Annotated in this window: 7 protein-coding genes and 1 pseudogene; 5 read left to right on the top strand and 3 right to left on the bottom strand. The window is 61.1% G+C overall.

Translation table 11 applies throughout. The features are described 5' to 3' along the window. Positions 1 to 198, top strand: a pseudogene (locus tag AC1DVH_RS24575) (IS4 family transposase); the annotation flags it as partial. 38 nt (positions 199 to 236) lie between these two features. Here AC1DVH_RS24575 and AC1DVH_RS24580 read toward each other — a convergent pair. Then, positions 237 to 602, bottom strand: a complete 366-nt coding sequence (locus tag AC1DVH_RS24580; RefSeq protein WP_477756003.1) for a hypothetical protein — start codon at positions 600 to 602, stop codon at positions 237 to 239. 245 nt (positions 603 to 847) lie between these two features. Between AC1DVH_RS24580 and AC1DVH_RS24585 the strand changes: the two genes are divergently transcribed. After that, the gene (locus AC1DVH_RS24585; RefSeq protein ID WP_477756004.1) at positions 848 to 1666 is read left to right on the top strand and encodes a shikimate 5-dehydrogenase; all 819 of its coding nucleotides are present in this window, start codon (positions 848 to 850) and stop codon (positions 1664 to 1666) included. Positions 1667 to 1827: 161 nt separating this feature from the next. On the opposite strand, the gene AC1DVH_RS24590 is transcribed toward AC1DVH_RS24585, so the two are convergent. Continuing rightward, entirely contained in the window at positions 1828 to 2472 is a 645-nt protein-coding gene (locus AC1DVH_RS24590; protein ID WP_477756005.1) for a YceH family protein, read from the bottom strand. Between the two features lie 305 nt (positions 2473 to 2777). Between AC1DVH_RS24590 and AC1DVH_RS24595 the strand changes: the two genes are divergently transcribed. The 3 genes from AC1DVH_RS24595 to AC1DVH_RS24605 are packed head-to-tail and all read left to right on the top strand — an operon-like array spanning position 2778 to position 5347. After that, positions 2778 to 3518 (top strand): glycosyltransferase family 2 protein, encoded by a 741-nt coding sequence (locus AC1DVH_RS24595; RefSeq protein WP_477756006.1) that lies wholly within the window; start codon positions 2778 to 2780, stop codon positions 3516 to 3518. Next, positions 3515 to 3793: a lipid-A-disaccharide synthase N-terminal domain-containing protein gene (locus AC1DVH_RS24600; RefSeq protein WP_223456783.1), complete on the top strand. Its 279-nt coding sequence runs from the start codon at positions 3515 to 3517 to the stop codon at positions 3791 to 3793. Before AC1DVH_RS24595 ends, AC1DVH_RS24600 begins: the two co-directional genes overlap by 4 nt. A 3-nt stretch (positions 3794 to 3796) precedes the next feature. After that, positions 3797 to 5347 (top strand): ArnT family glycosyltransferase, encoded by a 1551-nt coding sequence (locus tag AC1DVH_RS24605; protein ID WP_477756007.1) that lies wholly within the window; start codon positions 3797 to 3799, stop codon positions 5345 to 5347. Between the two features lie 53 nt (positions 5348 to 5400). Here AC1DVH_RS24605 and ahr read toward each other — a convergent pair whose 3' ends face one another. Beyond that, positions 5401 to 6432 (bottom strand): NADPH-dependent aldehyde reductase Ahr, encoded by a 1032-nt coding sequence (gene ahr, locus AC1DVH_RS24610; protein ID WP_477756008.1) that lies wholly within the window; start codon positions 6430 to 6432, stop codon positions 5401 to 5403. Positions 6433 to 6443 lie beyond the last annotated feature (11 nt).

Genomic DNA, 6443 nt, shown 5'->3' on the forward strand with positions numbered 1-6443 from the left:
TGCCAGTACATCGCCGTCCAACTGATCGTGATGGCAGCGGCCAATCCGGTTTCAGCCACAGGGAGGCGATTGGCAGAGTTAAGGGCAGGTGTTGGGGGAATGTTTCTGGATCACCGCCCAAGGCCTTCGAGGCCAAGGACGGTGAAAATTTCAAAAACCCGGTTTCCGGTGGACCGTAAGGCTGCTCCGCTTAAGTGAACAGCATTACGCTGTTTCAGCGGGGCCTGATGAGTCCGTTACCAGCGGCCGTAGTGATGGCCGTAGTAGCCGCGAGGCGGGCCGTAGTAACCATGGGGTGGTCCGTAGTACACCGGAGCCGGACGGTAGTAGATCGGTTGTTGCACGTAGACCGGGGCCGGCTGGTAGTAAACCGGAGGCGGTGGTGCGTAATAAACCGGCGCGGGCTGGTAGTAGACCGGTTGCGGTGCGACATAAACCGGGCGGTTGGCGTTGATCAGGGCCGAGCCGACAATGGCAGTACCGACGATCGCGCCAAACACCGCCGGGCCCTGCCAGTAATTACCACCACCATGGGCTTGCGCCTGTCCTGCGATAGCGAGGGCGCCGATCAGCAAGGCTACTGTGGGGACTTTACGGATCATGATAGTTCCTCGGTTCTTCAGCCCGGCGCCTGTGTCTGCAATAGACCCAGGGATTGTCGCGGGGATACTTCTAAGACAGCTTTTTTCGAGAATCAGCACGGCCGTTAGGTAAATTTTGTGTAAGGTCGGTACCGACTTTCTTACCGGTCTGTGTAAGTCCATGTAATCAGGCTTATATGATCGATCAGAACCCGATGGGGGGCTAATCCCGTCCATCCGAAAAGTGCACTTGAAGGAGCTTCCCCATGCAGATGAACCCCAACAAAGACACCCAGCTGTGCATGTCCCTTTCAGGACGCCCCGGGAACTTTGGTCTGCGTTTTCATAATCATCTGTATGAACAGCTGGGCCTGAATTTTTACTACAAGGCCTTTGCCAGCCAGGACCTGCCGGGTGCCGTTGCCGGCATTCGTGCCCTGCGGATTCGTGGCTGTGGCGTGTCGATGCCGTTCAAGGAAGCCTGTATTGCCCTGGTGGATGAACTCGACGCGTCGGCCGCCGCCATTCAATCGATCAACACCATCGTCAACACCGACGGTCATCTCAAGGCCTACAACACCGATTACATCGCCGTGGCCCAGTTGCTGGAAAAACACCAGGTGCCCAAGGACTCGACCTTTGCCTTGCGCGGCAGCGGCGGGATGGCCAAGGCCGTGGCGAGCGCCTTGCGCGATGGCGGGTATGAAAACGGCCTGATCGTGGCCCGCAACGAGCGCGCCGGCCAGGCGCTGGCGCAGTCGTTGGGGTATGAGTGGCAGGCAGAGCTGGGGAATCGTCGCCCGCAGATGCTGGTCAACGTCACCCCGATCGGCATGACGGGAGGACCGGAGGCCGATCAACTGGCCTTTGAGGCGGACGTGATCGAAAAAGCGGAAACTGTGTTCGATGTGGTGGCGATTCCCTCGGAAACACCGCTGATCGTGCGTGCTCGTGCCGAAGGCAAGCGGGTCATCACCGGGCTGGAAGTGATCGCGATCCAGGCACTGGAGCAGTTTGTGCTCTACACCGGTGTACGCCCGACGGACGAGCAATTCCAGAAGGCCGTGGCGTTTGCCCGCAGCTAGGCGATGTAGCCTCTGTAGGAGCTGGCTTGCCAGCGAAGAGGGCGGCCCATTCAACATCGACGTTGCCTGACAGACCGCCTTCGCTGGCAAGCCAGCTCCTACAAGGGATTGAGGGTGATCGCTGGTTTCGTACCAGACACCAATCAATGCGGGGGCTGCGTTTACTCGAGGCGGGCCAGTCGTTCTTCCAGTGCGGCGATGCGTGCTTCCAGTTCTTCGATACGTTCCACAGAAACCCCGCTGCCACCACGCTCGGCCGGGTTTTGCCGTGCCGCCATGATCGCCTCGATATCCGCCGGGTCGCCCAGGGCGTGCGTGTAACGGTCTTCGCGCTGGCCGGCCTGACGCGGAATCAGTACGGCCAGGCCCCGGGCAATCAGGCGTTCGAGTTGATGCACCACCTGTTCGGCATCTTCGAATTCATGCATGCGGCCGCTGCGGGTCAGCAGTTCATTGACGGTCTGCGGGCCGCGCAGGAACATCAGCCCGGTCAGGATGACCTGCGCCGGCACCAGTTCCAGGGCCTTGTCGACCCGGTGCTCCCAGCGGTCGGCGCGGCTGCCCATCACCAGTCTGGCGAAACCGCGTCCTTCGAGGACGCGCAGGCTATGGCCGACCTGGCCTGGTGTGAGGTTCATCACCGGCTCGCGGCTGGTTTTCTGGTTGCAGGCAATCACCAGGGCATTGAGGGTCAGGGGATAGGTTTCCGGGCTGGTGGCCTGTTTCTCGATCAACGAGCCCAGAATGCGGATTTCCGTACTGTCGAGCCGCTGCTCGTCTAAAGTCGTCTCTTGCTCAGTGCTCATGGTTCTGCATCCTTACCCGATTCATGTTTTTCACTTGCGTGAGTGCACTTTAGATGGGCAAGCGCCAATGGCAACCGAATTCGTTGCGTCATCAAGTGAATGATGACAAAAAGTGTATGAAATATTAACGCCATTTTTACAATTGGCCGGGCACCGTATGCGGGGTCGCGCGCGAGTGCGTCCACAGGGCGGGATATTGTTGGCGTCATCGCCCAAAATAGCTGAACCCTGCATCGAGTCGGCCGGTGTACGACACCTTCATTCGCCTCTGATAAAAGAAATCCAATAAAGGCGAGAGTGACTCTATGAGCCAAGACATTTTTGTATCCGTACTGATCCCCGCCAAGAACGAAGCGAACAACCTCAAGCCATTGCTTGAGGAAATCCGCGTCGCATTGGCCGCTGAATCGTACGAAATCATCGTCGTCGACGATGGCAGCACCGATGCGACCCTGCAGGAATTGCGGCAGATCCGCCAGAACGGCCTGAACACCTTGCGCATCCTCCATCACGAACGGTCGCTGGGGCAGAGCACCTCGCTGTACCACGCCGCACGGGAGGCCCGCGGGCAATGGCTGGCGACCCTCGATGGCGACGGCCAGAACGACCCGGCGGACATCCCCGGCATGCTGGCGCTGGTGCGCGGCGAACCGGGCCAGGTTGACGTGCAACTGGTCGCCGGGCATCGGGTCAATCGCCGTGATACGGCGAGCAAGCGCTACGCCTCGCGTTTCGCCAACAACCTGCGCCGCCGCCTGCTCAAGGACGCCACCCCGGACACCGGTTGCGGCCTGAAGCTGATCGAGCGCGCGGCGTTYTTGCGCCTGCCGTACTTCGACCACATGCATCGCTATATTCCGGCRCTGATCCAGCGCCATAACGGGCGCATGATCGTGCACCCGGTCAACCATCGGCCGCGCACGGCCGGGGTGTCGAAATACGGCAACATCGACCGCGCSCTGGTCGGCATTCTCGATTTGTTCGGYGTCTGGTGGCTGATCAARCGCACGCGGYTGAACACCATTGCCCAGGAGATTGAAGGATGATGTTGTCTCGTGAAACCCTGTGGCTGATCGTCGGCTTTGCGGGGCAGGTTGCCTTTACCGGGCGGTTTGTCCTGCAGTGGCTGTACAGCGAGTACAAGAAACGCAGCGTGATCCCGACCAACTTCTGGTACCTGAGCATCGTCGGCAGCACCTTGTTGCTTGCCTACGCCATTTATCGCCAGGATCCGGTGTTCATCGCCGGGCAGGCGTTTGGCTCCATCGTCTATTTTCGCAACCTGCAATTGATTGCCAAAAGCAGAAGCGTGAAGGAATAAACCATGCGTAGATCACTGTCGCCCAGGGTCGAATGCCTGGGCCTGATGCTGCTTGCCCTGCTGTTGATCGGCGCGGGACTGGGGCTGCGCCAGGCACAGAATGTGGATGAGGAGCGTTTCCTCGGCGTCGCACTGGAGATGCTGCAAAACGGCTCGTGGCTGATCCCGCACCGGGCCGCCGAGATCTACGGCGACAAGCCGCCGATTTTCATGTGGACGGTGGCGTTCTTCACCTGGCTGACCGGCAAGCCGAACATCGCCCTTTATATCCCGGGGCTGTTTTCGGCCGTGACGGTCACGGCGATGGTCTATGACCTGGGTCGTCGCTTGTGGACCCAGCGTACCGGGCGCAACGCCGCGCTGTTGTACCTGGCGACATACCAGACCTACAGTATCCTGCGCACCGGCCAGATCGACAGTTTGTTGATTCTGTTCACCTCCCTGGGCCTCTACGGTCTGGCGCGACACCTGTTGATCGGCCCGGCGTGGCGCTGGTTTTACGCGGGCTGCGCGGCCATGGGCATTGGCGTGATCACCAAGGGCGTGGGTTTCCTGCCGGCGCTGTTGCTGATTCCGTACGCCTATGCGGTGCGCAAAGACTGGCCCGGTGTGGTGGCCATGCCCGGCGAGGCGCGCAAGTGGTTGCTGGGGTTGGTGGTGATGCTGGCAGCGATCGCGATCTGGCTGTTGCCGTTGGCCTTGTCCATCATCGTCAATGGCAGCGCTGACGAAATTGCCTATGCGCGGGAGATCCTCCTGCACCAGACCGCGGGCCGTTATGCCGCCGCGTGGCATCACCGCGAACCGTTCTGGTACTTCTTCACCAACGTGATTCCGCAGTACTGGCTACCGCTGGTGCTAGTGCTGCCATGGCTGGTCCCTGCCTGGCRCCGGCAGTTGCAAAAACGTGACGGCCGGGTCCTGGTATTGCTCGGTTGGGTGGTGCTGGTGGTGCTGTTTTTCTGCATCAGCACTGGCAAGCGCAAGCTGTACATCTACCCGGCGCTGCCTGGGCTGGTGCTGGTCGCCGCACCGTTGATCCCGTGGCTGCTCAAGCGCTGGTTCAAACGGCACCCGCGTTTGCGTCGGGTGTTCCCGGCACTGGTCGCGACCTGGTTCGTACTGTGGTTCGCCCGTGGTTTCATCGAACCGCTCAAGGAAGGCGCCAACATTGATCAGGTGCTCATGACCCAGGCGGCATCCATGACCCAGGGCGCCGATCTGGTGCTGGTCAACTGGGAGGAGGGGCACTGGTTGTTCGCCCGTCAGCCGATCGTGCATTTCGGCATGGATTACTCCTCCATCGAGAAGGCTGCGCAGTATCTGCGTGAACACCCCAAGGCCTACGCTCTGGTACCGGATGACGTACTGAACCAGTGCTTCAAACCTGAAGCGGCCCGTGAACTGGGCGAAAACTCCCGGGCGAACTGGTCGATCGTGGGGGCGGATGCCGACAACGGCAAATGCCTCCCGCAAGAGGCCGGCAAAGCCTATCGGTTCACCTGGAATGACCCGCACATGCCCGCGCTGCCGGCGCAGGTGGCCAATCCCTGAGGGCAAAAAAAGGGCCGCTTGAATAAGCGGCCCTTTTCTTCGTTCGTCGCCTGTCACTGACGGGCATCCAGCACCACGCGGTAGCGCGCCTTGCCGCTGCGCAAATGATCGATGGCTTCGTTGATCCGGCTCATGGGGAACATCTCGACCTGCGGCAGGATCTGATGACGGGCGCAGAACTCCAGCATCATCGCGGTGTTGGCCGGTGAGCCGACCGGTGAGGCGGACAAGACTTTTTGCTGGGGAATCAGGTTGAACACGTGCACCGGTATGGCGTCGGGCACGATACCGACAAAGTGCAGGCGGCCCTTGCCGCGCAGGGTGGCGAGCATGGCCGTCCAGTCGAGGTTGGCGTTGGCGGTGACCAGGAGAAAATCCAGGGTGCCGGCAATGGCATTGAGCGCATCCGTGTCGGTCGAGGCGACCACCTTGTGCGCGCCCAGGCGCCTGGCTTCGTCCTGTTTGCTCAGCGATGAGGTGAAGGCGGTGACTTCGCAGCCCCAGGCGTTGAGGAAGCGCAGCGCCAGGTGACCGAGGCCGCCGATGCCCACCACACCGACCCGATCAGTGGGCTTGATACCGAATTCCACCAGCGGGTTGAACACGGTCGAACCGGCACAGAACAACGGCCCGGCCATCGCCGGGTCGAGCCCGGCCGGGATCGGCAAGGCCCAGGCCCAGTGCGAGCGAATGCGGTCGGCAAAGCCACCGTTGCTGCCGATGATGGTCGGTTGCACGGTGCGGCACAGGTTATGGGAGCCTTCGATGCACGACGTGCAATGCATGCAGCTGCCCTTGTACCAACCGATGCCCACTCGTTGGCCCATTTCCAGGCCGCGAACCTGGTCGCCCAGCCGCACGATACGGCCGACCACCTCGTGACCGGGAATAAACGGGTAGCTGCTGATGCCCCAGTCGTTGTCGATCAGCGACTGGTCGGAGTGGCAGACGCCGCAATATTCCACGGCGACTTCCACCTCATCGCTTCCCAGCGGGCCGGGATCGTAGCTAAAGGGTTCCAGTGGCGCGCCCGCTGCCGTGGCGGCCCAGCCGGTAAAGTTGGTGAGTTCGCTGCTGTCGTTCATGGGATACCTCC

It is taken from the genome of Pseudomonas sp. P4_C3, from assembly GCF_056402075.1.

What these genes read in the sequence shown, in the direction of transcription:
- AC1DVH_RS24580 (WP_477756003.1), bottom strand. Translation starts at nt 602, where the DNA reads ATGATCCGTAAAGTCCCCACAGTAGCCTTGCTGATCGGCGCCCTCGCT.
- AC1DVH_RS24585 (WP_477756004.1), top strand. Translation starts at nt 848, where the DNA reads ATGCAGATGAACCCCAACAAAGACACCCAGCTGTGCATGTCCCTTTCA.
- AC1DVH_RS24590 (WP_477756005.1), bottom strand. Translation starts at nt 2,472, where the DNA reads ATGAGCACTGAGCAAGAGACGACTTTAGACGAGCAGCGGCTCGACAGT.
- AC1DVH_RS24600 (WP_223456783.1), top strand. Translation starts at nt 3,515, where the DNA reads ATGATGTTGTCTCGTGAAACCCTGTGGCTGATCGTCGGCTTTGCGGGG.
- ahr (WP_477756008.1), bottom strand. Translation starts at nt 6,432, where the DNA reads ATGAACGACAGCAGCGAACTCACCAACTTTACCGGCTGGGCCGCCACG.